Here is a 24350-nt window from a genome sequence, read left to right as displayed (position 1 = left end):
ATGACCATCGACGACGTGAGCCGCGGCTCGATCGAGCCCGCATCCGCCTGGCAGCCGATCGCGGCGGAGATCGAGCGTGATCCGGAGCGCGGGGCCGCGCGGGTCTACGAGGCGCTCAGGGACCTCGTCTGGCGCGTCATCCGGGGAAATCGACCGGCGGACGAGCTGATTCGCTGGCAGGGGCTGTGTGCCCGCGCGGCCGCGTCCGTGCGCAAGGCGCGGCCGAGCCTGGCCGAGCGCATCGACGCGCTCGTCGATCTCCTCCTCACCTCCGTGCACTTCCAGGAGACCGCCTCGGCGTCCGTGACGCTGGACCGCGCGCATGTCTCCGAGGCGCTCGCCATCGTCCGCGAGGCCGGCGGCGCCGTGCAGCGACACGTCCTGCGCGAGCGGCTCGGCCTCAAGCAGCCGAACCTGACGCGCGTCCTCGAGGTGATGGAAGCCGCGGGCCTGGTCCGGCGCGAGATGCGCGGGCGCAGCTGCGTCGTGGCGCTGCCGGAGGCGGAGATGGCGGCGGCCGCGCGAGCGGTGCGGACCAAACCCACCACTCCCGGCCCGGCTCCAGTGGATCGGCCCCGGCACGGAACGCCGGACGAGGTCGAGGGGCTGGGAGAGCTGGCCGGCATCATCGAGCAGATCCTCGATCGGCTGAGGGAGCGTGGTGAAGCGCCACGGATCGTCGTGATCGAGCACGCGGCGCGCGTCGATGCCCGCGACCTCGCGCCGCTGGTGGTCGTGACGCGGCCGGTCCACGAGCAGGTCGCCGTCGGCGAGCAGCAGCGCGTCGGACGCGAGCGCAGACGGACCCAGGACGTGAAGCACGTCCTCGACGACGTTCAGGCCAGCCTCGAGGTCGTCCATCGACGGCTCGAGCAGGCCGACAGCGGCACCGATACCGGTCCGGCCTTCTCCAGCAGCACCAGCGCGGATGCTTGCATATCGGTGATGTACGGCTAAGCTCGTCCTGTTCCGCCCAGGCTGTCCCGTCCCATGGTTCTCGACAGATACCCCGCCCGCGCCGCCGCCGCCGCGCTCCTCCTCCTCGCCGCCCTCCCGGCCGCGAAGGCCGCCACCCTCGACGACCTCGCGCAGGCCGAGGCCGCGCTCGTGGCCGTGTGGGACGAGGTGCCGCTGTCGTTCCGCACCGCGACCTTCGTCGTGGGATCGCCGGAGGGATACGGCGTCTACGCGGCGCGGGAGACGAACGTGTTCGCCGGGGGCGAGCCGCTCGTGGTCTACGCGGAGCCGGTGGGATACGCGTGGGAGGCGATCGCGGACGGGCGCTTCCGCTTCGGCTTCGACGTCGACCTCCTGATCAAGCGGCCCGACGGCGCGATCGTCGGCGGGCGCGAGAGCTTCCAGCGGCTCGCGCTGGAGAGCCGCACGCGCAATCGCGAGTTCATGCTGACGCTGACGCTCACGCTCGACGGGATCACGCCCGGCGACTACGTGCTCGAGTACCGGACGCGCGACATCGCCTCGGACAAGGCGGGCACGATCAGCCTGCCGTTCAGCATCGCGAAGCCCTGAGCGCCCCGACCCGCGAGCGCCCCTACCCCGCGAGCGGGCGTGGCTTCAGAACAGCGGCGGCACGGACACCCGCGGCACCGGGATCGGGCCCACGAAGACGCGGCCGTCCGCGATGCGCACCGGCGGGAGCGGGGTGAGCGGAGGGGCGTCCTCGCCGGGCGCGACGGGCGCGGGCGATCCGCCGCCGAGCGCCGCGACGATCGCGTCCGCCATGAAGTCGCCGCGCCCGCCGAGCGCCGCCTCGGCGATCGGCCCGAGGCCGCGGCCGGACGCCTCGATCCGTCCTTCCGGGCGGTCCAGCGCGTCGAGCGCGAGCTCGCCCGACACGCGCAGCGCGGCCGCGTCGGTGGCGAGCGACACGACGCCGATCTCGAGCCGGCCGCCGGCCTCGCGCCAGGCCTGCGCCGCTACGCGCGGATCGCCGCCGTTGCGGACGAGCGCCGTCGGGGCGTGCAGGCGCAGCTGCGCCTCCACGTCGGTGGGTGCCGTCGCCGCCGCGGGCAGGACGTCCTCGAGGCCGAGCGCCTCGAGCGCGTCGGCGCGCAGGACGGCGTCGATCGGCCCCTCGCGGCGGGTCGCGCCGGGGCTCGGGCGGACGTACAGCTCCGCCCGCTCGGCCCGCGCGGAGACCGGGGCCGCCAGCGCCGCCGCCTCGACCCGGGTGCGCGGGTCGGTGACGACGAGGGCGAGCTGCTCGGTGCCTCGGCCGAGGTTGCGCACGGAGGCCTCGAGCAGCGACCACTCGGCGGTGACGCGCCCGTCCGGCGTCTGCGCGGTGAGCGGCCCCGCGACGTTCACGATGACGTGACGCGGCTGGTAGACCTGCGCCAGGGCGCGGGCCGGGCCGAGGTCGAGGCCGATTCCGTCGGCGGTCTCCAGCGCGAGCCGGCCGCAGGACACCTCGATGCGGAAGGGGAAGCCCGCCACGCTGCGGTTCGCGCAGGTCCAGCTGCGCCCGAGCGCGGCCTCGGCGGCGAGCCGCTCGTCGAGCTCGACGACGACGCGCTCGCGGATGACGAACCAGGCGGCGCTCCAGGCGACGACGAGGAGGCCGAGCAGGACGAAGGGCGTGAACAGCCAGACGCGCGAGCCCCTGCGGGGGAGACGCGTCCGCTCGGGCCGATCCGGTGTCGTCATCGTCGCGCGCTCCTCGAGGCTCGCCCTTGGCAGCCGTCCGCGGCGCAGGGCGCGGCGGGTGGTAGCGGAAATCCGGGAGAGCGGCAAATGGCGCATCGCCGCGGCGCGGCGAGGAGCGGCCGGGCGCGGTCCGGGCGGTTGCGTCGCGGCGCGCCGGCGCTTAGGCCTCTTGGCGGCACCGGCCTCGCGCGCCGGGCGCGGCGCGGACGAGACGAGGACCATGGACGAGGCGCGGATGGAGACGGGGGAGGGTGCCGACCTGTGGGTGTTCGGCTACGGCTCGCTGATGTGGCGGCCGGGCTTCCCGTTCCGGGAGCGCCACGCGGCGCGGGTGCGCGGCTACCACCGGTCGCTGTGCGTCTACTCGCACGTCCATCGCGGCACGCCGGAGCGGCCGGGCCTGGTGCTCGGCCTCGACCGCGGCGGATCGTGCCGGGGCGTCGCCTTCCGGGTGGACGTGGCGCACGCGCAGGAGACGATCGCCTACCTGCGTGCCCGCGAGCAGGCGACGGCGGTCTATCTCGAGCGCCGGCTCGCGACCCGGCTGGCGGACGGGCGGCTCGTGACGGCGCTGACCTACGTGGTCGACCGGGCGCATCTGCAATATGCCGGCCGGCTCGATCACGAGGAGACCCTGCACATCGTGCGCGGCGGGGTCGGGCAGTCGGGTGCGAACCCGGACTACGTGCTCTCGACGGCGGTGCACCTGGTCGAGCTCGGCGTGCACGACCCGCACCTCGCACGCCTCGCGGCGGCGCTGGCGGAGGAGGCCTCGCGCACCCCGGCCGTGATCGCTCCCGCGACGGCCTCGCGCGCGGGCTGAGGCGCGCCGTCTCCGAGGTTCTCGCGCGGCCCGGCACCCGGCTCAGCGGCGGGTGCCGCGGCGGCTCGGCCGGTTCTGGTCCCGCGCCGCCTCGCGCGGCGCCCGCCCGCGCGCCTGTCGGTCGCGATCCTCCCGGTCCTGCCGATCGAGCCCCGTCGCGCGCGCCCTCGCCCCGCCACGGCGGCCGTTGGCGGGCGCGCTCGAGCGGGCGCACCGCATGCCGAGATCCGCGGCCACGGCGCGGCGGGCCTCGGCGGTCTCCGCCAGACGGTGGAGATGGACCTCGGTCGCGCCACGGACCGCCGCGCGCTCCAGCCAGGCGATCCGGCGGTCCTCGGTGGCGAGCGCGTCCGCGGTCGTGGCCGCACGCACCCGGGCGCGGCCGCCGTCCGGCCGCGCCACGGCCAGCGCGACGGCGCCGTCGAGATCGGCGGGGTCGACGGCGTCGAGCGGGTGCACCGCCACCACGACCCGGCGCCCCGAGCGACCGCGCCAGGCGGAGAGCCCGGCGCCACCTTCCAGACCGGCGACGGCGCGCAGCGGCTCCTCGCGGATGGCCGCGTCGGCGTCGGCCGCGTCCGCGACCGCGGGGCCGCCCACGCCGCGCATGCCCCGCAGGGCGTCTCTCCAGAACAGTCCGTGAATGTTCCTCATGCGTTCTAGATAGTCCGACCCGCCGCCCGCGTCAACGGCGATTGCGCGACGGCCGGCGGTCGGGACGGCGCGTTGCGGCTCATTCGAACTCGATGAAGGGCGGCAGGTCGCCCATCTCGCGCCGCCGCGGCAGGAGGTGATGACCGTAGCGCTCGCGCTGGGCTACCAGCGCCGACGGCTCGGTGAGCACCATCTGCGTGTAGACGTAGCGGCTCGTCGCCCCTTCGAGCGCGCCGGGGAGCGGCGTGTTCGGCGGATCGAGCCAGGCGGGCGGGCCGGAGGGGCGAACCTCCACGACGAGCCCGTCCTGCGCGTGCGCGCCGGCGGAAACGAAGAGGGCGGTGGCGAGGGCGGCGGTGCCGGCCGCCCGGGTCGCGCGGATCGCGAGGCGTCTCATGGTCGAAACCTCCGTGCTGGTCGCGGCCGCGAGCGGCCGCTCGATCCGGGTCGACGCTCGGGGCGGCGGGGGGTTCCGGGAGCCGGGGACCGCTCAGGAGGAGGCGCCGAGCCGGGCCGGGCGCGGGGGCGGCGCGGGGGCGGTGACGCGCAGGAGCGTGGCGGCGGGGTCGACGGCGGGCGCGGCGGCCGGCGGCCGGGCGGCGATCGCCGCGACCGTCGCCGGGTCGCCCCGGTCCGCGCAGCCGCTCCCGGCGCGCGCCGCCGAGGCCCGCGAGAAGGCCTCCGCGAGCGCCGCGTCGCCGCCGGGATCCAGCAGCACGAGCCCGTCGACCAGGCAGGCGAGCCGCGCCGGTGTAGCCTCCTCGGCACACAGCCAGCCCGAGAGCCGCGGGCCGTCGCCGCCGCGGAAGGCGAGGCAGGCGCGCACGGGGCCGTTCTCCAGGACGAGCGGCGCCGCTTCCAGCGTGCCGAAGCCGGTACGCACCGCCTCGGGCTGGCCGCTGCTCGCGATGGCGAGGCCGGCCTCCGCGGCGGCGAGCGCCACCTCGACGAAGAAGGCGCGCGGCGCCTCCAGCGCCGTGTCGGGTGCGGCGCGATGCAGGGTGACGCGCAGATGCGTGTCGCCCTCGGCGAAGCTGCCGAAGACGAGGGCGTCCTCGCGCGCGCCGCCGCTGTGGACGCGCGCCGCGTGGCGCGAGGCGAGGCCGCCGATGCCCGGCGCATCGAGGCCGAGGACGATCTGCGGGATCTCCAGCTCCCGCCACGCCGGCGGCGGCGCGGTCAAAACCGGGTCGGGGCGGGCGAGGAGATCGGCGATGCCGCGGGGCGTGTCCTCCGCCGGCGGCGGCTGCGCCACCGCGAGCGCGAGGAGCCCGGCGCCGGCGAGCGCGGTCATGAGGCCCGAGAGCCCGCGCGCCAGCCCGCGATCGGCCCCGGCGGCGGGGACGTCCTCGTCCCAGCCCGCCCCGATCTCCAAGAGCTCCGCCTCGCGAAATCGCCGCGCCGCGCGCATGGTCCCGCCGTCCTCCCGTTCGTCCGGCGCGAGCCTCGGCCCGCGTCCGCGAACGGGCGGTTACCGGCCGCCGGCTTTCGCGCGGGAGCGTGAATCCATCGTTGCACCGCCGTCGCCGCCGCGCCTCGTCCCCGGTGCGTCTTGACACGCGCGGCGTTCGGCGTCAGGAGATCGTCGACGACCCGGCGCCATCCGCCGGGCGGCGAACGAGAGCGAGACGATGCGTCCGGCCGCGACCACCACGCGCAAAACGACGACGTCCACGACGGCGGGCACCACGCGCCGCTGAATGCCCTCTCGTTCCCGGACCCCTCCCCGCCGGGCGGGAGGTCCGAGCCCGCAGGCGCCGCGCGCCGCGCGGGTGTCGCGAAACCCGGGGAGCCCGGTTCGATCGCGAGGAGATATCCCATGGGTTACAAGGTCGCCGTCGTCGGAGCGACGGGCAATGTCGGGCGGGTGATGCTCGACATCCTCTCCGAGCGCGCGTTTCCCGCCGACGAGGTCGTCGCGGTCGCGTCACGCCGCAGCCAGGGCGTCGAGGTGTCCTTCGGCGACAGGACGCTGAAGACGCAGGCGCTCGACAATTTCGACTTCTCCAGCGTCGACATCTGCCTGATGTCCGCCGGCGGCGACGTCTCGAAGGAGTGGTCGCCGAAGATCGCCGCGCAGAACTGCGTCGTCATCGACAATTCCAGCGCCTGGCGCATGGACCAGGACGTGCCGCTCGTCGTGCCGGAGGTCAACGCCGCCGCCGTCGAGGGCTTCCGCAAGAAGGGCATCATCGCCAACCCGAACTGCTCGACGGCCCAGCTCGTCGTGGCCCTGAAGCCGCTGCACGACGCGGCGACGATCAGGCGCGTGGTCGTGGCGACCTATCAGTCCGTCTCCGGCGCCGGGAAGGAGGGCGAGGAGGAGCTCGACCGCCAGACCCGCGCCGTCTACTCGCTGCAGGAATTCGCACCGAAGACGTTCCAGAAGCGCATCGCCTTCAACCTCATCCCGCAGATCGACGTCTTCATGGAGGACGGCTCGACCAAGGAGGAGTGGAAGATGGTCGCCGAGACGAAGAAGATCCTCGACCCGAAGATCAAGCTCACCGCCACCTGCGTGCGCGTGCCGGTCTTCGTCTCCCACTCGGAGGCGGTGAACGTCGAGCTCGAGCGCCCGCTCTCCGCGGACGAGGCGCGCGCGCTGCTGCGCTCTGCGCCGGGCGTGATGGTCGTCGACAAGCGCGAGCCCGGCGGCTACGTCACGCCCCACGAGGCCACCGGCGAGGACGCCACCTACGTCTCGCGCATCCGCGAGGACATCACGGTGGAGAACGGCCTCTCCTTCTGGTGCGTCTCCGACAACCTGCGCAAGGGCGCGGCGCTCAACGCCGTGCAGATCGCCGAAGCGCTGATCAACCGCAAGCTGATCACGCCGAAGGCGGGGTGAGCGAGGGGCGCGGCGCAACGGCCGCGACCGCGCCGACCCTTTTGGGCCACTCGTTCTGACGCTATATTGCGGCAGTCGGAGTGGAGCACGGCATGCGTCTCGAAGCCTTCGCAGAGCACGGGCAGTTCGCGCCGGGTCGTATCGCGGAACAGCTGCGCACGACGCGGGACGAGGTCGCCCAGACCATCGGTCTGGGTCGCGACGCGGTGCTGCGCCCGGAGCGGATCGCGAGCCCCAAGACCCAGAAGCGCCTGCGCGAGATGGTCGAGATCCTCAACCGCGTCGAGCCCCGCTTCGGGTCGGCGCTCATCGCCTACGCCTGGTACCGATCGGAGCCGCTGGCCGGCTTCGACGGCCAGACGGCGATGCAGCTCGTGCGGGAGGGCCGGGCGAGCGAGGTGATGGCGTATATCGACGCGGTCGATGCCGGCGTCTACGCCTGACCGCGCATGCGCTACGCGGGGCTTCTCTACCGCGCCCTCCATCCGAGAGGGCATCGCGAGCCCCTGGCGGGGGAGGGCGCCCGGCTCCACGGCGGTCGTTTCAATCCCACAGGGTTGCCGGCTCTCTACACGGCTCTCTCCGTGGCGGCGGCCATCCGCGAGGCCAACCAGGTCGGCACGCTGCAGCCGACGACGGTCGTCGCCTACGAGGCCGACATCGAGCCGATCTTCGATGCGAGCGACGAGACAGCTCTCGCCCGCTACGGCACGACGCGCGAGGCGATCGCCGCGGACGATTGGCGGCTTCGCATGCGCGAGGAGGGGAGATCGCCGTCGCAGAGGCTCGCCGAACGCCTCGTCTCCGATGGCTTCGCGGGAATGAAGGTCCGCAGCTTCGCCCGGGGCGCCGGCGCAGCCGATTCGATCATGGTCCTCTGGGCGTGGGGGCCGCACCCGCCGATGCGCCTCACGCTCGTGGACGACGAGGGCCGTCTTGCGTGAGACGGGTATGGTCGTCCGACGGCGCGGCGAGCGCCGCAACGAGACAGGGCGGCGACCCCGGGGATCGCCGCCCTTCCCGTTTCGCCGTCGGCGACGGCGTGCCTCAGAAGGCGCGCTTGAGGCTGTCGGCGAGGTCGAGCGCCTCCCAGGAGAAGCCGCCGTCGGCCTCCGACGGGCGGCCGAAATGGCCGTAGGCGGCGGTGCGGGCGTAGATCGGGCGGTCGAGGTTCAGCTTGGTGCGGATGCCGCGGGGCGACAGGTCCATCGCGTCCATCAGCACGGCCTCGAGCTTGGCCTCCTCGACCCGGCCGGTGCCGTGCGTGTCGACGTAGATCGACAACGGCTTGGCGACGCCGATGGCGTAGGAGAGCTGGATCGTGCAGCGCGCGGCGAGGCCGGCGGCGACCACGTTCTTGGCGAGGTAGCGCGCGGCGTAGGCGGCCGAGCGGTCGACCTTCGTCGGGTCCTTGCCGGAGAAGGCGCCGCCGCCGTGCGGGGCCGCGCCGCCGTAGGTGTCGACGATGATCTTGCGGCCGGTCAGGCCGGCGTCGCCGTCCGGGCCGCCGATGAGGAACTTGCCGGTCGGGTTGACGTGCCACACGCAGGTCGGCTCGATCCAGTTCTCCGGCAGCGACTGGCGGATATAGGGCTCCACGATCGCCCGCACGTCGTGCGAGGTCAGGTGCTCGTCGAGGTGCTGGGTCGAGAGCACGATCTGGGTGACCCCGATCGGCTTGCCGTCCTCGTAGCGCACGGTCACCTGGCTCTTGGCGTCGGGGCCCAGCACCTTCGACTCGCCGGACTTGCGGGCCTCGGCCAGCGTCTTGAGGATCCTGTGGGCGAAGAAGATCGGCGCCGGCATCAGCTCCGGCGTCTCGTCGCAGGCGTAGCCGAACATGATGCCCTGGTCGCCGGCGCCCTCGGCATCGACGCCCTGGGCGATGTCGGCGGACTGGGCGTGCAGGTGGACGTCGATCGACGCCGTGTCCCAGTGGAAGCCGTCCTGCTCGTAGCCGATGTCCTTGATGGCGAGGCGCGCGAGGTGGGCGATGTAGTCGTGGGTGATGGTCTTGGGCCCGCGCGTCTCGCCGGCGATCACGACCTTGTTCGTGGTCGCGAGCGTCTCGCACGCCACGCGGGCCTCGGGCATCTCGCGCAGGAAGGCGTCGACCACCTCGTCGGAGATCCGGTCGCAGACCTTGTCGGGATGGCCTTCGGACACCGATTCGCTGGTGAAGAGATAGCTGGAGCGCGCCACGGCGAGAGATCCTTTCATTCCTGTCCGGACGGCACGCGCAGCGCCGTCCGATAAAACGGATGAACTGGTCCCTAGATGCCATCAACCCGCGGTGGGGTCAACCCGTCAGAGCGAACGTGTCCGCTCTACCGAACGGTGCCGCTCGCCTCCGCGGCCGCGTCGTCCCCGCCCGCCAGCGCCTCGACGAGATCGACGATGCGCTTGCGCACCTTCGCGTCCCGCACCCGGACGAAGGCGCGCATGAGGTGCAGCCCGTCCGACGTGGAGAGGAAGTCCGAGACGTAGGCCGGCGTCGGCGGCTCGGAGAGCCCGTCGCCGACGGGGGGCGGCGCGCCCTCGATCTGCGGCGCGCCCTCGTAGAAGAACTCGACCTGGACGCCGAGGATCGAGGCGATCTGGTGCAGCCGGCTCGCGCCGATCCGGTTCGTGCCCTTCTCGTACTTCTGCACCTGCTGGAAGGTCAGCCCGAGGGCCTCGCCCAGCTTCTCCTGGCTCATGCCGACCATCATCCGGCGCATGCGCACGCGGCTTCCGACGTGCTTGTCGATCGGGTTGGGAGACTTCTTCAACGCATCGCTCCTGGCGGGAACCTTCGCCCTCGGCCGAGGGCTCGCCCCGTTGCGGGGCCTCGCGAACCTCTCAGGCGGTGCCGACCCGCGGGTCGCGTGCGCGCTGGAGCAGCGCCGCCGCAGCGCAGGTTAGAAGCAAGATCGCGAAAGCGCCATCTCCGAAACGCACGTACAGGGTGGGCTCGAGCGCGCGCGGCAGCCCCGAGTCGATAGTCCCCGCCACCCCGAGCGGCAGCCGCCCGATCGGGCGTCCGTAGGGATCGATCACCGCCGAGATCCCGGTGTTGGCGGCGCGCACGAGCGGAAGACCCTCCTCGACGGCCCGCAGGCGGGCCTGCGCGAAGTGCTGGCGCGGGCCCGGCGTGTCTCCGAACCAGGCGTCGTTGGTCACATTGAGGAGGGCACCGGGGCGTGTGCCGGCGGGCGTGACGGCGCCGGGGAACACGGCTTCGTAGCAGATGGCGGGTGCAATTTCCGGTAACCCGGGTACCGAGAGGGCCCGCCGCTCCGTTCCCGCGGCGAAACCTCCGGGAACGTCGACGAACGTGCGCAATCCGACAGTTTCCAGCACCCAGGCGAACGCACGCGGCAGATACTCACCGAAGGGAACGAGGTGGACCTTGTCGTAGGTGTCGAGGATGGTGCCGTCGTCGCCCAGCACCTGTATCGAGTTGTAGAACACCCCCTCCTCGCCCGGCAGCCAGCCCTCGTCGAGCCGCGCGGCCCCGGTCACCAGCACGGTGCCCGGCGGCAGCAGGGCGGCGATCTGGGCCAGCGCGCGGGGCTCGCGGTGGAGCAGGAAGGGAAAGGCGGATTCCGGCCACACGACGTGCGTGACGTCGCGGATGCCGGCGCGCTCGGGGGAGGCGGCACGATCCGACAGGCGCAGGTAGGCGCGCATGACCTCCTCCGCCCGTGCCGGATCGTTCTTGATCGTCTGCGGCAGGTTCGGCTGGACCACCCGCAGGGCGACGCCGGGGATCTCCGGGACCGGCGCGGCAGGGACCCGCCACAGGCCGGCGGCGAACAGCGCCGCGAAGGCGGTCGCGGCGGCGACGCTCGGGACGAGGCGCGCGGCCGGCGTGCGGCCGGTCGCGATCGTCGCCGGCGCCGCCGCGATCGCCACCGCCAGGACGCCGAGCCCCCAGAGCCCGAGGAGCGCGGCCGCCTGCATCGTCCGCACGTCCTGGCCGAGCGCCATGCCGAGCGCGTTCCAGGGAAAGCCCGTGAACAGGTGCCCACGCAGCCATTCCGCCGCGGCGAGCCCCGCGGCCAGCGCGAGGATGCGCCACGCGCCCCGCGACCACAGGAGCCGCGCCAGCGCGAAGCCCAGCGCCGAGAACAGCGCCAGGACCGCCGGGAGCGCGACGACGCCGAGCGGCATCGCCCAGGCGAAGCGCTCGGCCTCGATCAGGAAGGCCGCGCCGAGCCACCACAGGCCGGCGAGGTGGTAGCCGAAGCCGAAGAGCCAGCCGATCCAGGCCGCGCTCGCCAGCGTCCGCGCGTCGCTGCGCGAGCCGAGCCCGTCGAGCAGCCAGACGGAAGGCACGAGCGCCACGACGAGGGCGGCGAAGACGCCGAAGGGCGGCATCGCGAGCGCGCCCGTCGCGCCGGCGAGGACCGCGATCAGCGCGCGCCGCCAGCCCCAGGCGAGGACGACGCGGTGGGCGAGCGCGGTCATGCCGGGGGCTGCCGCCGCTCGGTCTCGACGGGCGCCTCGGCGCCGGACGGGCGCTGCTCTCCGGACGCGGGCTCGGGGGCAGGCTCCGGCTCGGGCGCGGGCGCGGGCTCGGGGGTGGCGCGGGACTCGCGCTCCGGAGATGGGCCCTCCCCCTCGTCACCGCTGCGCGCACCGCCGCGCCGCCCGGCGATGCCGGTGGCGACGCCCGCGGGCACGAGCCTGAGGCTCGGATCGCGGCGATGGACCCGCACGCGCTTGAGCCGGCGCGGGTCGGCGTCGAGCACCTCGAACTCGAAGCTCTCCGGCCCCGCGATCAGCTCCGCGCGAGCGGGAACGCGGCCCGCGAGCGCGACGATGAGGCCGCCCAGCGTGTCGACGTCCTCGGCCACCTCCGCCTCGGTGAAGTCGTAGCCGATGACCCGCGAGGCCTCCTCGAGGTCGGCGCGGGCGTCGGCCACCCAGGTGTCGGCGCCGCTCTCGCGGATCATCGCCTGGCTGGCGAGATCGTGCTCGTCCTCGATGTCGCCCACCACCATCTCGACGAGGTCCTCGATCGAGACGAGCCCGTCGGTCCCGCCGTACTCGTCGATGACCAGCGCCATGTGGGTGCGTGTCGTCTGCATGCGCACGAGCAGCTCCACCGCGGGCATGGAGGGCGGTGCGAACAGGACCGGGCGCAGGATGCGCGCCGAGGCGAGCGTCGCCGAGAGGTCGATGTTGGAGAGGCTCACCGCGTCGAGCGCCTTCGCCGCCGCGGGCTTGCCCTCGCCGGACCTGCCCTCGCCGGACCTGCCGTTGCCGGCCTTGTCCGAGCCGGCCCTCTCGGCGCCGGCCCTGGGCTCCGCCCGGCCCGACACCCGGGCGTCGGGCGCGCTCGCGGCCGCCTTCGCGGACGGCGCCCGCCCGCCGGACGCCTTCGCCGGCTTCGCGCCGTCCGCCACGCCGTCGGCCGGCGTCGGCCTCCCGGGCTCCTTCGCCTTGCGCCGGCGCGGGCCGCCGTTCTCGGCCCGGGCGACGAGGTAGTCGAGGAAATCGCGGATGTGGACCATGCCCTTGGGGTCGTCGAGCGTCTCGCCGTAGACCGGAAGGCGCGAATGGCCGGCGGTGCGGAACACGCGCAGCATCTCGCCCAGCGAGGTCTCGTGGGCGACCGCGACGATGTCGGCGCGGGGCACCATCACGTCGTAGACGCGCATGCGGTGGAAGCGCAGCACGTTGCGCAGCATCGCCCGCTCGTGCGTCGAGATGCCCGGGTTCTCGGCGGTCAGCGCCAGCAGATCCTCGAGATCGGCGCGCGTCGTCTCGCGCGAGCGCAGGCCGACGCGCGCGAGCAGCCGGTCGATCCAGCCTTCGCGGGAGCCCTCGCGGCCGGAGCGCTCGGCGTCGTCGCCGGCGCCGCCGTCCGCGGGGGCGGGACTTCGGTCGCCCTCGCGGGGATCGCGGGCCGTCTCGGCGGCGGCCGTCGCAGGGGGGGAGGGGCGGGGGGGTGTGGGAGTACCGTCGGTCATCGTCCGTTCGTCGCGCTGGGATGGGTGGCGTCAGGGCGTCCCGGCAGGGGGCGCCCCGGAGTAGGGATCGGGGATCCCGATGAGCGCCATGGCCCGCGTCTCCAGCGCCTCCATCTCCTCGGCGGCGGTATCGGTGTCGTGATCATATCCGAGACAGTGGAGAACGCCATGCGCCAGGAGGTGGGCGGCGTGGTCGACGAGCGGCTTGCCTTCCTCCCGCGCCTCCCGGGCGAGGGTCTCGAAGGCGAGGACCACGTCGCCGAGCGGGCGCGGGCCTGGATAGCCGGGCGCCGGGGCGGCGGGAAAGGACAGGACGTTCGTCGGCTTGTCGAGGTTCCGCCACTCCCGGTTGATGTCCCGGATGGCGGAATCGTCGGTGAGGAGCAGCTCCAGCGCCACCAGGCCCTCCACCCCGGCGACCACGAGGGCCGCCTCCGCGGCACGGGTGCACAGCCCCTCGACGTCGCCGAGCGTGTCCCAGGCGCCGGCCTCGAGGGTGAGGTCCAGGGTGAGGTCCACGGCGCTCACGCGCGCGGCTCCGGCCGGCCGCGGCCCCGGCCACGATCGCCTCCGGCGGTCGCCTCGGAGCCCTGGGCGGCCACTCGGGAGCGGAAGTCGGCGTCGTAGGCAGCGACAATCCGCCGCACCATGTCGTGGCGCACGACGTCCCCCTCGCCGAAGCGGATCCGCCCCACGCCCTCGACCTCCTGGAGGATTCGCGAGGCCTCGACGAGGCCCGAGGTCTGGCCCTGGGGCAGGTCGATCTGGGTCGGGTCGCCGTTGACGATCATGCGCGAGCCCTCGCCGAGGCGGGTGAGGAACATCTTCATCTGCATGGTCGTGGTGTTCTGCGCCTCGTCGAGCAGCACCACGGCGGAGGTGAGGGTCCGCCCGCGCATGAAGGCGAGGGGCGCGATCTCGATCATGCCGGTGGTGAGCCCGCGCTCGACGTGGCGGGCCTCCATGAAGTCGTAGAGCGCGTCGTAGATCGGCCGCAGGTACGGGTCGACCTTCTCGCGCATGTCGCCCGGCAGGAAGCCGAGACGCTCGCCGGCCTCGACGGCGGGGCGGGTGATGATGATCTTGTCGACGTCCCCGCGCTCGAGCAGGGACACGGCGAAGCCGACCGCGAGCCAGGTCTTGCCGGTGCCGGCCGGGCCCTCGGCGAAGACGAGCTCGTGCGCCTTGAGGGCACGCAGGTAGGCGTCCTGCGCGCGGTTGCGGGCCTTGACGAAGCCCCGCCTGCGCGTCGCGACACCCTCGAAGCCGGCGGTCGCGGGCTCCCCCGCCGTGGGGTCGCCGGCAGGGAAGAGGACGCCCTGCATCGCGCTCTCCTGGATCGCGCCGTCGACGTCGCCGGGCGTGAGCGGCGCGCCGTCGCGCACCCGCTCGTACAGGCTCTCGAGCACGCGCCGGGCCTGCTCGGCCGCCTCCGGCGTGCCGCGCAGGACGACGCAATTGCCGTTGGCGTTGGCGAGCACGCCGAGCCGGCGCTCCAGATGCGCGAGGTTCTGGTCGTAATGGCCGATGACGAGGCTCGCGAGCCTGTTGTCGTCGAAGGTGAGGCTGATCTGCGCCATCTCCTCCACGCCCGGGTGGCCCGCGGCCCTCCGGGTCGTCGCGTCGCCGCGGGGGCGGTCAGTCGACGGCAAGGGCGGCTTCTCCTGCGAACACGTTCTTTGGAACGGATGGCGGCGCGGCGGACGCGTTCGTCGCGTCGAACGGGGCGGCGGACGGGACCCCGAACAGGCTGTTCGATCCCGCGCGGGTGATGCGCACCGGCACGATGTCCCCCGGCGCGAGCCGCGCCTCCTCGATCACGACCGCCTGGAGCCAGGGCGACTTGCCGGCGAGCTGGCCGGGATGGCGCCCCGGCTTCTCGACGAGCACCTCGGCGACCCGGCCGACGGTCGCGTGGTTGAAGGCCTGCCGCTGCGCCTCGAGCAGCGCCTGCAGGCGCGCCAGCCGCTCGGACTTGACGGGCTCCGGAACCTGCTCCGCCGCGTCCGCCGCCGGCGTGCCGGGACGGGGCGAGTACTTGAACGAGAAGGCGGAGGCGAAGCCGACGTCCGCGACGAGGCGCATCGTGTCCTCGAAGGCGCCGTCCGTCTCGCCGGGGAAGCCGACGATGAAGTCCGACGACAGGGCGATGTCCGGCCGCGCGTCGCGGACGCGGTCGACGATGCGGCGGTACTCGTCGGCGGTATGCTTGCGGTTCATCGCGGCGAGCACGCGATCCGAGCCCGCCTGGACCGGCAGGTGCAGGTAGGGCATCAGCTGCGGCAGGTCGCGATGAGCCGCGATCAGCGCATCGTCCATGTCGCGCGGATGGCTCGTCGTGTAGCGCAGCCGGGCCACGCCCTCGATCTCGGCGAGCGCCCGCAGGAGCCGCGCCAGTCCCCAGGTGCGGCCGTCCGGCCCGTCGCCGTGATAGGCGTTGACGTTCTGGCCGATGACGGTGATCTCGCGCACGCCCGCCTCGGCGAGCGCGCGCGCCTCGGCGAGCACCTTCGCCACCGGGCGCGAGACCTCCGCGCCGCGGGTGTAGGGCACGACGCAGAAGGCGCAGAACTTGTCGCAGCCCTCCTGCACGGTGAGGAAGGCGGTGACCCCGCGGGCGCGTACGCGCCTCGCGTCGAGCGCGGGCAGGGCGTCGAACTTGTCCTCGACCGGGAACTCGGTGTCGACCACGCGCCGGCGCTCGGCCGCGCGCAGGATCTCCGGCAGGCGCTGGTAGCTCTGCGGGCCGACCACCGCGTCGACGACCTGCGCGCGCTTCAGGATCTCCGCGCCCTCGGCCTGGGCGACGCAGCCGGCGACGACGACCGTCGTCTCGCGCCCCGCCGCCGCGCGCTCCTGCTTCATGCGGCGCACCCGGCCGAGCTCGGAATAGACCTTCTCGGCCGCCTTCTCGCGGATGTGGCAGGTGTTGAGGACGACGAGATCCGCCTCCTCCGGCACGTCCGTCTGGGCATAGCCCTCCGGCGCGAGCACGTCGGTCATGCGCTCGGCGTCGTAGACGTTCATCTGGCAGCCGTAGGACTTGACGTAGACCTTCTTCACGCGGCGCTCATCTCCCGGCTCTCGCCCCTCCTATCTATGCGACCGCGCGGCGCGATGGAAGGGCGGGGGCCGGATTCGACGGGCGCGCGCGGGCGGGCCTCAGCCCCGTGCGGCGATGGCGTCGGCGAGCGCCACGGTGCGCCGCGCCATCTCGGCGTGGAGGCGCTCGACCATGCGCCCGTCGAGCGCGATGGCGCCGCGCCCGGCGTTCTCCGGCGCCTCGAAGGCGGCGATGACGGCGCGGGCCCGGGCGACCTCCTCGGCGTCCGGGGCGAACAGGCGGTTCGCCGGCTCGAGCTGCTTCGGGTGGATCAGCGTCTTGCCGTCGAAGCCCATGTCGCGGCCCTGGGCGCATTCGGCCTCGAAGCCGTCCGCGTCGTCGAGGCCGTTGAAGACGCCGTCGAGAATGTCGAGCCCCTCGGCGCGGGCGGCGGCGAGCGCCTGCATCAGCCAGGGCAGCATCGCCGCGCGCCCGGGCAGGAGACGCGCGCGGGTCTCCTTGGCGAGATCGTTCGTGCCCATGACGAGGCAGGCGAGCCGGTTGAGCGGATCGCGCGCCGCGGCCGCGATCTGGGCGACGTGCAGGATCGCGGCGGGCGTCTCGATCATCGCCCAGATGCGCGTCGTGTGCGGTGCGCCGAGCGCGTCGAGCCGGGCGCCGACGCGGCCGAGATCCTCGGGCGCGGAGACCTTCGGCACCAGCACGGCGGCGGGGCGGCAGGCGGCCGCGGCCTTCAGGTCCTCCTCGCCCCAGGGCGTGTCGAGGGCGTTGATGCGCACGACGACCTCGCGATGGCCGAAGCCGCCGCCATGGACCGCCTCGTAGACCCGTCCGCGCGCCGCCTCCTTGGCGTCGGGTGCGACCGAATCCTCGAGGTCGAGGAGCAGCACGTCGGTGTCGAGGCTCTTCGCCTTCTCCAGCGCGCGGGCGTTCGAGCCCGGCATGTAGAGGGCGCTGCGGCGGGGGCGGATCGGGGTCATACCGGCTCTCTCGGCGGGCTCGTCGATGGGTCGAGGTGATGGGCTCGGGCGATCTTGAGCCCCCCGCGCGCCGGGCGCCACCCCGCGAAAAGGATGAGGCGACGCGAATCTGCCGTGCGGGATCACGCCGCGGCGGCGATCGCCCGCGCCGCCTGCAGCTCGTAGCGCGCGACGACGGCGCTCATGTCGGCGAAGGCCCGCACGCCCGCATGCGAGCGCGACGCCCAGGCGAGCTCGCCGTCGATGCGGGTGCCGTCGTCCCAGACGACGGTCACGGGCGCGCCGGGCTCGAGCGCGCGCCCGCGCACGGTCGCCCCACCGATCGTGACCTTGAGCCCCGAGCGGCAGACGTCGACGAGGCTCGCCGCGATGTCGCGGCCGTCGACGACGAGCGCGACGCCGTCGCGCGCCGGCACGCGCGTCTCCGCACGCCGGTCGGCGACGTCTTCCGCCACGCCGCCGACGAACTCCTCGACGGCCCGCGACATCTCGTCGGCGACCTCGGCGACACGGGCGGAGACCGCGCGCACCCGGTCGGCCTCGGAGCGGGCGTCCTCGATCGCGTGGGTGGCGACGTCGAGGCTCCCGGCGACGCCGGCGGAGCCCTCCGCCGCCCGGCCGATCGACCGGGCGATGTCGCGGGTCGAGCCGTCCTGCACGGCGACCGCGCCGGCGAGCGCCTCGGCCAGGGCCGCGATCTCGCCGATCGTGCCGGCGATCGTGTCGATCGAGCCGACCGCCTCGCCCGTCGCCCCCTGGATGCCGGCGATCTGGCCCGCGATCTCCTCGGTCGCGCGGGCGGTCTGCTCGGCGAGCGTCTTCACCTCCGCGGCGACGACGGCGAAGCCGCGCCCGGCCTCGCCCGCACGCGCCGCCTCGATCGTGGCGTTGAGCGCGAGCAGGTTCGTCTGCTCCGCCACGTCGCGGATCAGCGCCACGACCTCGCCGATCGTCTCCGCCCCGCGCGCGAGGGCACCGACGGTCGCGGTGGCGCGCTCGGCGATGGCCCGGGCGTGGGCGACGCGCTCGCTCGTGGCGCGCGCCTGACCGGCGATCTCGCGGATCGAGCCCGCGAGCGCCTCGCTCGAGGCGCCGACCGCGCGCACGTTCTCGTCGGCCTGCGCCGAGGCCGCGCCGGCGGCCCGCGCCTGGTCGGCCGCGGAGGCGCTCGCCAGGGTGAGGCGCGCGGAGGTCTCGCCCATCTCGCCGGTCTCGGCGGCGAGCGCGCTCTCGACCCGCGCGGCGGTGTCCCGGAAGCGTTGGACCAGCCCCTCGATCCGGTCCTGGCGCGCGAGCTCCTTCTCGCGATCCGCCTGGGCCTGCGACTCGAGCCGGGCCCGGGCGAGCGCGTTGTCGCGGAAGACGGCGAGCGCGCGACCCATGTCGGCGACCTCGTCGCGCCCGGCGAGCGGCGCGAGGTCGACCGCCGTCGCCCCGCCGGCGAGCGCGGTCATCGCCTGGGTGGCGCGCACGATGCGGCCGGCGACCGAGACCTGGAAATAGCGCACCGCGAGCCCCGCCGCGAGGAGCCCGGCGAGCGCCAGCGCCGCGATGGCGAGGAGCTTCGTGCGCGCCGTCGCGCGCATCTCCGCCGCGAGGGCGATGTTGGCGTCGCCGGCGGCGACGACGACCGCGACCGCGGTGTCGAGCGCCTGGGTCGAGCGCGCGAAATAGGTCTCGAAGTCGACCGGGTAGGCGGCCGTGGCCGCGCCGGCGTAGAGCGCCCGGCGCAGGGCCTCGTACTGCTCGAAATAGGTCCCGCCCATCGTCTCCAGCGCCTGCGCCACCGCCGGGTCGAGGGTGGCGCGGGAGGCGAGGCTGCGGGTGAGGCCCCAGGACTGCAGGACGCGCCCGTGCGATTCGTGCATCTCGGGCAGGTTCTCGGTGGCGATCGGCGTGCCGAGCGCGGTGGCGATGGCGAAATAGGTGCGCTCGCGCCCGCCGTACTCGCGGATGATCCAGGCGCGCTGCATCAGCAGATCGTGCGCGGCGATCGCGGCCGGCGTCTCGTTCGCCGCGGGGCGCACGACGTCGCCGAGCCCGTTGATGGCCGCGATCGTCTGCTTGAGCCGGTCGATCGTGCCCGCGTCGGCGCGCTGGCGCCGGGCCGCCGGCACGGCGAGCGCCGGGTCGATGACGGCGCGGATCTCGGCGAGCGCCGCGCGGTGCCGGGCGAGGCCCGCGGCCAGCTCCGGCTCGCCGGGCAGCGCGACCTCGGCGAGGTGGTCCTCGAGCGCGGCGAAGAGCGTGTCGGACTTCGCCCGCTGCCCGTCGAGCATGGCCCGGAAGCGCGGCGGGAAGGCGTCGGGCAGGGCGAGGCCCACCTGCGAGAGGGAACGCTCGAGCGAGATCTCGATCGTCGCCTTGTTGAGGTACGAGAGCGCGGTGACGGCGTCGCCCACCTCGATCGAGGTGGAGAGCCGGCGCAGCTCGGTGGTGACGGTCAGCGCTGCGGCGACGACGACGGCGGCGGCGACCGCACCGGTGAAGAGGAGGCTCGTGCGACGAATGGAAGGCATGCAGAACGCTCCGCAGGCGGCCCCGGGGGCGGGCGCTCGGATGGGGAACACGCGCACGCTAGGCGCCGTACGGTTTCGCATCCATTAAAGGACGAGAGAATTCGTGTCGAAGTGCAGACTAGAGGCGCGCGCTCGAACGCCTTCGGCGCACGGGATCTTTGAACAACAGATTTGCGTGGAATAGGCAGCCCGTTGCACTGTCGCAGAACAGGTTTCGTCCTCGACGCGCTCCCCGCGAGCGGCGAGCCGACGGATCCTCGACCCGCCGCACCTCAGCCGAGCGTGTCGATCAGGGTCGCGACCAGAGGCTCGTCCGCGGGCGGCATCGGGTAGTCGCGCAGGCGGCGCGGCGCGACCCACTTCAGCGCGGCGTGCTCGCGCGCCTGCGCGAAGCCCTGCCAGCGCCGGCAGATGTAGAGCGGCATCAGCAGGTGGAAGTCCTCGTAGGCGTGGCTCGCGAAGGTGAGAGGGGCGAGGCAGGCCTCCTGCGTGACGATGCCGAGCTCCTCCTCGAGCTCGCGGATCAGCGCCGCCTCCGGCCGCTCGCCGGGCTCGAGCTTGCCGCCGGGGAACTCCCACAGCCCCGCCAGCGCCTTGCCCTCCGGCCGCTGGGCGATCAGCACGCGCCCGTCCGGGTCGACGAGGGCGACGGCGACGACGAGGAGGATCTTCACGGGCGCGGGCTCCGGCTCGAGGATGCCCGCTCATAGCCGACCGGCGCCACCCTGTCAGCGCCGGGGTGCGGCACACGCGCGCGCGGGGTCGCCGAAACCGGCGCGTCCACCGCGTCGTATCTCCGGTGGACGATCGCCCGACGACGGCGTCCCGCGAACTCCGGGGCGCCTCGCGGCTTGTCGGCCCGCCGCCGCCGCCGGCGGTTTGGAACGAGGAGGAGCCCGCTTGCCGCAAGTCGCCCCCGTCGTCGCTCACGTCAACGCCGTCGGTCGCGCGTCTCCCGCGCACGAGGTCCACGGCGCCTTCGGCGCCTTCGCCGAGGCGTCGCTGTCCGCCCCGCGGGAGCGCGCGCTGTTCCGGCGCATGGCCGCGCGGTCCGGCATCGAGAGGCGCCGGTCCACCTTCGCCCCGGCGACCGACGGCGGGTCCGCCGTCGACGCGGAGGGCTTCTATGTCCGCGGCCGCTTCCCGGGCACCGCCGCGCGCATGCGCCGCTACGCCGAGGCGGCGCCGGCCCTCGCGGAGGCGGCCGTGCGCGACCTCGCCGAGCGCACGCCGCTCGGCGCGATCACGCACCTCGTCGTGGCCTCCTGCACCGGCTTCTGCGCGCCCGGCGTGGACCAGCGCCTCGTCGAGCGCCTCGGGCTCGACCCCGGCATCGAGCGCGTCGTCCTCGGGTTCATGGGCTGCGCCGCGGCCGTCAACGCGCTCAAGACCGCGCGCCACATCGTGCGCTCCGAGCCGGACGCGCGGGTGCTCGTCGTGTGCGTCGAGCTGTGCACGCTCCACCTGCAGGACGTCGACGACCTCGCGACGCTGCTCTCGGCCATGCTGTTCGCCGACGGCGCGGCGGCGGCCCTCGTCAGCGCCGATCCCCGCGGCGCGGCGCTCGGGAGCTTCCGGGCGGTGACGATCCCCGGGACGGCCGACCGCATCACCTGGGACGTCGCCGACACGGGCTTCCTGATGCATCTCTCCGGCGCCGTCCCCGCCGCGATCGAGGAGGCGCTCGCCCGCGAGCGGATGCGCAACGATCCGGGCGGCGTCCTCGCCGGCACGCCGGCGGACGCGATCGGGCTGTGGGCCGTGCATCCCGGCGGGCGCACGGTGCTCGACGCCGTCGCCGCCGGGCTCGACCTGCCGGAGGCGGCGCTCGCGCCGGCGCGCGCGGTGCTGCGCGAGAACGGCAACATGTCCTCGCCGACGGTGCTCTTCGTACTCGCCGATCTCCTCGCGCGGCCCGGCCCGCCCGGCGAGCCGGGGATCGGCATGGCCTTCGGGCCGGGCATGGTGGCCGAGACCTTCCGCTTCGCGAGGGCGGCGTGAGCCCGCGCTTCGACGCCGCCCGGCGCGCGCCCGGCCCCGAGCTGATGGACGATCCGGCGGTCGACGCCGTGACGCTCGCCGCCTGCTACGCCGATCTCGCCGGCGTCACCACGCTGACGCTGGGGCGCCGGCCGGTGCTCGACCTCGTCGCACGCGCCGCCCGCCTCGTGCCGGGGCGGCGGCTCGTCGTGCGCGATCTCGGCTGCGGCGGCGGCGATACGCTGCGTGCGCTCGCCGCCTTCGCCCGCCGCCGCGGGCTCGACCTCGCGCTCGAAGGCGTCGACCGGTCGCCGGCGGCCATCGACGCGGCGCGGGCGACGAGCGACCCTGCCGACGCCATCGCCTATCGTGTGGGGGACGCGCTCGCCGACGAGGGCGAGCGGCCCGACCTGATCGTCACCTCGCTCGTCGCGCACCACCTCGCCGACGACGAGATCCCCGCGCTCCTCGCCGGCATGGAGCGGCGCGCCCGGCTCGGCTTCCTCGTCGTCGACCTGCGCCGCAGCCGCCTCGCCTTCCACGGCTTCCGGGCGCTCGCGACGGTCCTGCGCCGCCATCCCTTCGTGCGCCACGACGGGCCCTTGTCGATCGCCCGCGGCTTCGTGGAGGCGGACTGGCGGCGCTACGCCGCCGCGGCGGGGCTCGCCGACGTGGTCGCGATCCGCCGGCGCTTCCCCTTCCGGCTCGTCGTCGAGCGGCTGCGCCCGGAGCCCGCGCCGTGAGCGGCGGCGTCGACGGGAGCGACGTCCTGGTCGTCGGCGGCGGCCTCGCCGGCGCCGCCTGCGCCATCCGGCTCGCCGAGGCGGGCGCGGACGTCGTCCTCGTCGAGCGCGAGGCGGGCGCGCACGACAAGGTCTGCGGCGAGTTCCTGTCGGCGGAGGCCGCCGCCATGCTCGAGGGTTTGGGTCTCGCCGACGTGCTCGCCGGCAGCCCCGCGATCTCCCGGCTCGCGCTCGTGCACGGCGCGCGCACGGCGGAGGCGGGCCTGCCCTTCGTCGCCCGCGGCCTCTCCCGCGCCCGCCTCGACGAGGCGCTCCTCGCGCGCGCCGCCGCGGCCGGCGTCGACCTGCGCCGCGGCCGGGCGGTGCGCGCGCTCGCGCGGCAGGGCGGGCGCTGGAGCGCGCGGCTCGACGGCGGCGACGTCGCGACGGCCGCGCGTGTCGTCCTCGCCACCGGCAAGCACGACCTGCGCGGCCACGCCCGCCCCGACCCGGCCGATCCCGGCCTCGTGGGGCTGAAGGTCCGTCTCGCGCTCGCGCCCGGCGCCGAGGCGCGGCTCGAGGAGCGCATCGTGCTCGTCCTCTTCGACGGCGGCTATGCCGGCCTGCAGCGGGTCGAGGGCGGGCGCGCGAACCTGTGCCTCGTCGCGCCCGGGGGGCGGCTGCGCGAGGCCGGCGGGCTGCCGGGGCTGATCGCCGGCATCGCCGCCGGGACGCCGGCGCTCGAGGCCCTCGTCGCGGACGCGCGCCTCCTGGGTGAGCGGCCCCGCGCCGTCGGGCGCATCCCCTACGGCTTCGTCCACCGCCCGTCGTCCGCCGACCCGCAGGCGCTCCTGCGCGTCGGCGACCAGGCGGGGGTCGTGCCGTCGTTCTGCGGGGACGGGATGGCGATGGCGCTCTACGGCGGCCTCGCGGCCGCGAACGCGCTCGTCGCCGGGGAGGACGAGGGGCGCCACCACGCCCGGCTCGCGGCGGCGATCGGCCCGGCGATCGGGCGCGCGCGGGGGCTGGAGCGGCTCGCCGCCGGCGGGCTCGGCCGCGCCGCCCTCGTCGCGGGCACGCGGCTCGCGCCGGCGGCGGCCGCGGGGATCGCGGCGGCGACGCGGGTGCCGGAGACCGCCTGGCGCGCGGCCCTCGGGCCGCGTCCGTGATCAGAACGCGTCCATCACCTGCACCGCCGCGGGCGTCAGCAGCACCGCGAACAGGATCGGAAGGAAGAAGATGATCATCGGCACGGTGAGCTTGGGCGGCAGCGAGGCCGCCTTCTTCTCCGCCTCGTTGAGGCGCGTGTCGCGGCTCTCCTGCGCGAGCACGCGCAGCGCCTGGCCGAGCGGCGTGCCGTAGCGCTCGGCCTGGACGAGCGCGGTGACGACGCTCTTGACCGGCTCGAGCCCGGTGCGATGGGCGAGGTTCTCGTAGGCCTGGCGCCTATCGCTGAGGTAGGCCATCTCGGCGCTGGTGAGGGCGAACTCCTCGGCGAGCGGGATCGAGTTCGCGCCGACCTCGGCGCCCACCCGCTTGAAGGCCTGCTCGATCGACATGCCCGATTCGACGCAGATCAGCAGGAGGTCGAGCGCGTCCGGCCAGGCGCGCTTGAGGGAGAGCTGGCGCTTCGAGCGCTGGTTCGACAGGTAGAGCTCCGGCGCCTTGATGCCGAGGTAGGCCGCCGTCATCACCCCGGCGACGCGCAGGAGCGGCGCGAGATCGTGGTCGTTGACGAAGAACAGGTACAGGAAGCCGAACAGCAGGAACGCGATCGGCGTCACGAGGCGGAAGAACAGGAAGGTGTATTCCGCCTTCTGCCCGCGATAGCCCGCCTGGACGAGCTGCGCCTTCGCGGTCTCCGTGCCGAGCCAGTCCGAGAGCTTGAAGCGGTCGACGAGCTCCTTGAGGCGCGTCGTCGGGCGCTGGCGCAGGGTCGCGCGCTGGCGATCGGCGTTCATCCGCTCGCGCTCGCGCGCGCGGATCTTCTCGCGCTCGACCGCCACCGCCTTGAGGCGCTTGTCGAGCGTGTCCGCCGGCACGAGCGACATCGCGAGCGACCACACGGTCGCCGCCGCGGCGACGCCCGCGAGCAGCATCGGGACGATGTTGGGATCGGAGAAGAGGTCCATG

24 protein-coding genes are annotated in these 24350 nt (G+C 74.5%); 9 read left to right on the top strand and 15 right to left on the bottom strand.

Annotated elements, in window-relative coordinates; translation table 11 throughout:
* Together G407_RS0124185 and G407_RS29850 are read left to right on the top strand one after the other, a co-directional pair.
* The gene (locus G407_RS0124185; RefSeq protein ID WP_043540465.1) at positions 1-957 is read left to right on the top strand and encodes a MarR family transcriptional regulator; all 957 of its coding nucleotides are present in this window, start codon (positions 1-3) and stop codon (positions 955-957) included.
* Between the two features lie 33 nt (positions 958-990).
* Entirely contained in the window at positions 991-1530 is a 540-nt protein-coding gene (locus tag G407_RS29850) for a hypothetical protein (RefSeq protein WP_052341842.1), read from the top strand.
* Positions 1531-1575: 45 nt separating this feature from the next.
* Here G407_RS29850 and G407_RS0124175 read toward each other — a convergent pair whose 3' ends face one another.
* Positions 1576-2667 (bottom strand): DUF2125 domain-containing protein, encoded by a 1092-nt coding sequence (locus G407_RS0124175; protein WP_029032875.1) that lies wholly within the window; start codon positions 2665-2667, stop codon positions 1576-1578.
* 220 nt (positions 2668-2887) lie between these two features.
* Between G407_RS0124175 and G407_RS0124170 the strand changes: the two genes are divergently transcribed.
* Positions 2888-3490 carry a gamma-glutamylcyclotransferase gene (locus tag G407_RS0124170; RefSeq protein WP_245259166.1) on the top strand — a complete coding sequence of 201 codons (603 nt, stop codon included), beginning with the start codon at positions 2888-2890 and terminating at the stop codon, positions 3488-3490.
* A 42-nt stretch (positions 3491-3532) separates the two neighbouring features.
* Here the strand turns inward: G407_RS0124170 and G407_RS32405 are convergent, their stop codons facing one another.
* The 3 genes from G407_RS32405 to G407_RS0124155 all read right to left on the bottom strand — a co-directional run bounded on the left by G407_RS32405 (position 3533) and on the right by G407_RS0124155 (position 5555).
* Positions 3533-4144, bottom strand: coding sequence for a hypothetical protein (locus G407_RS32405; RefSeq protein WP_210163157.1), 612 nt, complete (start codon positions 4142-4144; stop codon positions 3533-3535).
* A 79-nt stretch (positions 4145-4223) separates the two neighbouring features.
* Positions 4224-4541: a hypothetical protein gene (locus G407_RS0124160; RefSeq protein ID WP_029032873.1), complete on the bottom strand. Its 318-nt coding sequence runs from the start codon at positions 4539-4541 to the stop codon at positions 4224-4226.
* A gap of 93 nt (positions 4542-4634) precedes the next feature.
* Complete coding sequence (locus tag G407_RS0124155) at positions 4635-5555, bottom strand: hypothetical protein (RefSeq protein ID WP_029032872.1); 921 nt, start codon at positions 5553-5555, stop codon at positions 4635-4637.
* A 408-nt stretch (positions 5556-5963) separates the two neighbouring features.
* Between G407_RS0124155 and G407_RS0124150 the strand changes: the two genes are divergently transcribed.
* The 3 genes from G407_RS0124150 (at position 5964) to G407_RS0124140 (ending at position 7936) form a co-directional block, all read left to right on the top strand.
* Positions 5964-6992: an aspartate-semialdehyde dehydrogenase gene (locus G407_RS0124150; protein ID WP_029032871.1), complete on the top strand. Its 1029-nt coding sequence runs from the start codon at positions 5964-5966 to the stop codon at positions 6990-6992.
* Positions 6993-7084: 92 nt separating this feature from the next.
* Positions 7085-7435 (top strand): antitoxin Xre/MbcA/ParS toxin-binding domain-containing protein, encoded by a 351-nt coding sequence (locus G407_RS0124145; protein WP_029032870.1) that lies wholly within the window; start codon positions 7085-7087, stop codon positions 7433-7435.
* A 6-nt stretch (positions 7436-7441) separates the two neighbouring features.
* Complete coding sequence (locus tag G407_RS0124140) at positions 7442-7936, top strand: RES family NAD+ phosphorylase (RefSeq protein ID WP_029032869.1); 495 nt, start codon at positions 7442-7444, stop codon at positions 7934-7936.
* Between the two features lie 103 nt (positions 7937-8039).
* On the opposite strand, the gene metK is transcribed toward G407_RS0124140, so the two are convergent.
* The 10 genes from metK to G407_RS0124090 form a co-directional block, all read right to left on the bottom strand.
* Positions 8040-9194, bottom strand: coding sequence for a methionine adenosyltransferase (gene metK, locus G407_RS0124135; RefSeq protein WP_029032868.1), 1155 nt, complete (start codon positions 9192-9194; stop codon positions 8040-8042).
* 125 nt (positions 9195-9319) lie between these two features.
* On the bottom strand, positions 9320-9763 hold the full coding sequence (locus G407_RS0124130; protein WP_029032867.1) for a helix-turn-helix domain-containing protein: 444 nt from the start codon (positions 9761-9763) through the stop codon (positions 9320-9322).
* 70 nt (positions 9764-9833) lie between these two features.
* The gene (gene lnt / locus G407_RS29835) at positions 9834-11444 is read right to left on the bottom strand and encodes an apolipoprotein N-acyltransferase (RefSeq protein WP_052341841.1); all 1611 of its coding nucleotides are present in this window, start codon (positions 11442-11444) and stop codon (positions 9834-9836) included.
* Positions 11441-12952, bottom strand: a complete 1512-nt coding sequence (locus G407_RS31940; RefSeq protein ID WP_052341840.1) for a hemolysin family protein — start codon at positions 12950-12952, stop codon at positions 11441-11443. The genes lnt and G407_RS31940 overlap by 4 nt, the downstream gene beginning before the upstream one ends.
* A gap of 30 nt (positions 12953-12982) precedes the next feature.
* Positions 12983-13480 (bottom strand): rRNA maturation RNase YbeY, encoded by a 498-nt coding sequence (ybeY, locus tag G407_RS0124115; RefSeq protein WP_029032866.1) that lies wholly within the window; start codon positions 13478-13480, stop codon positions 12983-12985.
* Positions 13477-14532: a PhoH family protein gene (locus G407_RS29825; protein WP_084327787.1), complete on the bottom strand. Its 1056-nt coding sequence runs from the start codon at positions 14530-14532 to the stop codon at positions 13477-13479. Before G407_RS29825 ends, ybeY begins: the two co-directional genes overlap by 4 nt.
* Before the next feature lie 58 nt (positions 14533-14590).
* Complete coding sequence (miaB, locus tag G407_RS29820) at positions 14591-16015, bottom strand: tRNA (N6-isopentenyl adenosine(37)-C2)-methylthiotransferase MiaB (RefSeq protein ID WP_052341838.1); 1425 nt, start codon at positions 16013-16015, stop codon at positions 14591-14593.
* Between the two features lie 99 nt (positions 16016-16114).
* Positions 16115-16996: an HpcH/HpaI aldolase/citrate lyase family protein gene (locus tag G407_RS0124100; RefSeq protein WP_029032865.1), complete on the bottom strand. Its 882-nt coding sequence runs from the start codon at positions 16994-16996 to the stop codon at positions 16115-16117.
* A gap of 122 nt (positions 16997-17118) precedes the next feature.
* Positions 17119-19515 (bottom strand): methyl-accepting chemotaxis protein, encoded by a 2397-nt coding sequence (locus tag G407_RS30840; protein ID WP_052341837.1) that lies wholly within the window; start codon positions 19513-19515, stop codon positions 17119-17121.
* Positions 19516-19787: 272 nt separating this feature from the next.
* On the bottom strand, positions 19788-20189 hold the full coding sequence (locus tag G407_RS0124090; protein ID WP_029032864.1) for a (deoxy)nucleoside triphosphate pyrophosphohydrolase: 402 nt from the start codon (positions 20187-20189) through the stop codon (positions 19788-19790).
* 226 nt (positions 20190-20415) lie between these two features.
* On the opposite strand from G407_RS0124090, the gene G407_RS0124085 reads away from it, so the two are divergent.
* The 3 genes from G407_RS0124085 to G407_RS0124075 are packed head-to-tail and all read left to right on the top strand — an operon-like array spanning position 20416 to position 23386.
* Positions 20416-21516: a type III polyketide synthase gene (locus G407_RS0124085; protein ID WP_029032863.1), complete on the top strand. Its 1101-nt coding sequence runs from the start codon at positions 20416-20418 to the stop codon at positions 21514-21516.
* The gene (locus tag G407_RS0124080) at positions 21513-22238 is read left to right on the top strand and encodes a methyltransferase domain-containing protein (RefSeq protein WP_029032862.1); all 726 of its coding nucleotides are present in this window, start codon (positions 21513-21515) and stop codon (positions 22236-22238) included. The genes G407_RS0124085 and G407_RS0124080 overlap by 4 nt, the downstream gene beginning before the upstream one ends.
* Positions 22235-23386, top strand: a complete 1152-nt coding sequence (locus G407_RS0124075) for an NAD(P)/FAD-dependent oxidoreductase (RefSeq protein ID WP_029032861.1) — start codon at positions 22235-22237, stop codon at positions 23384-23386. Before G407_RS0124080 ends, G407_RS0124075 begins: the two co-directional genes overlap by 4 nt.
* On the opposite strand, the gene G407_RS0124070 is transcribed toward G407_RS0124075, so the two are convergent.
* Entirely contained in the window at positions 23387-24349 is a 963-nt protein-coding gene (locus G407_RS0124070) for a type II secretion system F family protein (protein WP_029032860.1), read from the bottom strand.
* Position 24350 lies beyond the last annotated feature (1 nt).

The organism is Salinarimonas rosea DSM 21201 (assembly GCF_000429045.1).
GTDB classification, from domain to species: Bacteria; Pseudomonadota; Alphaproteobacteria; order Rhizobiales; family Beijerinckiaceae; genus Salinarimonas; species Salinarimonas rosea.
This window is presented reverse-complemented; position numbering and strand designations above follow the sequence as displayed.